The organism is Rhizobium sp. 01T444 (assembly GCF_056398305.1).
This window is the reverse complement of the sequence record NZ_JBFTPD010000118.1, coordinates 1-889: the sequence shown is the minus strand read 5'-3', so window position 1 is coordinate 889 and position 889 is coordinate 1. Positions and strand designations below refer to the sequence as shown.

1 pseudogene is annotated in these 889 nt (G+C 68.8%); it reads right to left on the bottom strand.

The features are described 5' to 3' along the window. Positions 1 to 889 (bottom strand): annotated as a pseudogene (locus tag AC1DTN_RS37430) (hypothetical protein); the annotation flags it as partial.

The window sequence follows — 889 nt, the reverse complement described above, 5'->3', positions numbered from 1 at the left end:
GCACAGCACCGGCAGCACGTATCTTCTGGCGAAGGTCGGCGCGGAGGCCCGCTGCAGCGCGACCAGGAAGCCGGAGATGAACATCGTCGCGTAGAGCAGCACGAAGAGGTTGTCCACGCCGGCGCGCACCATGAAGCGGATCGGCGATGCGCGCCCCACTTCGAAGAAGGGCGCGAGCGAGGTCTCGCAGGCCGCGCGCGTCACGCAGAACCTCGTGCTGCCGCCAAAGTACAGCGCGTCGAAGATGCCGAAGAGCAGCATCACGACCAGGCTCAGGAACAGCGCCACCCCATGCATGTCGACCAGGGCACCGTCGCGCGAGGGCAGCGGCCTGGCCTTGGGGCGCCCGAACAGGGACAGCAGCCGCCCCACGAACCGGGTCGAGTGGGCCGCCGGTTCGGCCGGCTGCGCCACCGGCGCGGGCGCGGGGCCGGCCGGGCGCGGCGGAAACAGCGCGCCATGCTGGTTCAGGCACTCCTCGGCGATGAAGGCCCCGAGCCTGCGATAGCTCTCGAACTGGCTCTCGTCGAAGAACTGGTCCGAGGTCGCCTGCTGCGGAAAGGGCGGGTTCTGCGAGGCGTAGTTCAGCACGTCCACCGGCTCGTCGCGGCTGCGGGTCATGGAGGGCTTGATCAGGATCAGCGTGCCGTCCTGCGCCGGGTCCATCAGGTCGTAGTGGATGACGCCCTTGGCGTAGCCTTGCAGCGACTGCATCTGCTCGTCGCCCTCCAGCAGCGGCAGTTCGGGCAGATCGATCTCCACGCCGAGGTCGACGCGGCACTTGCGCACCGTCTCCGCGAGATCGCCCATCCTGCGTTCGGGATCGGCCCCCGCGTCGACCACCAGGATCGTCGAGCATCGGCGTCGCACGAGTTCATAGATGCCCAGG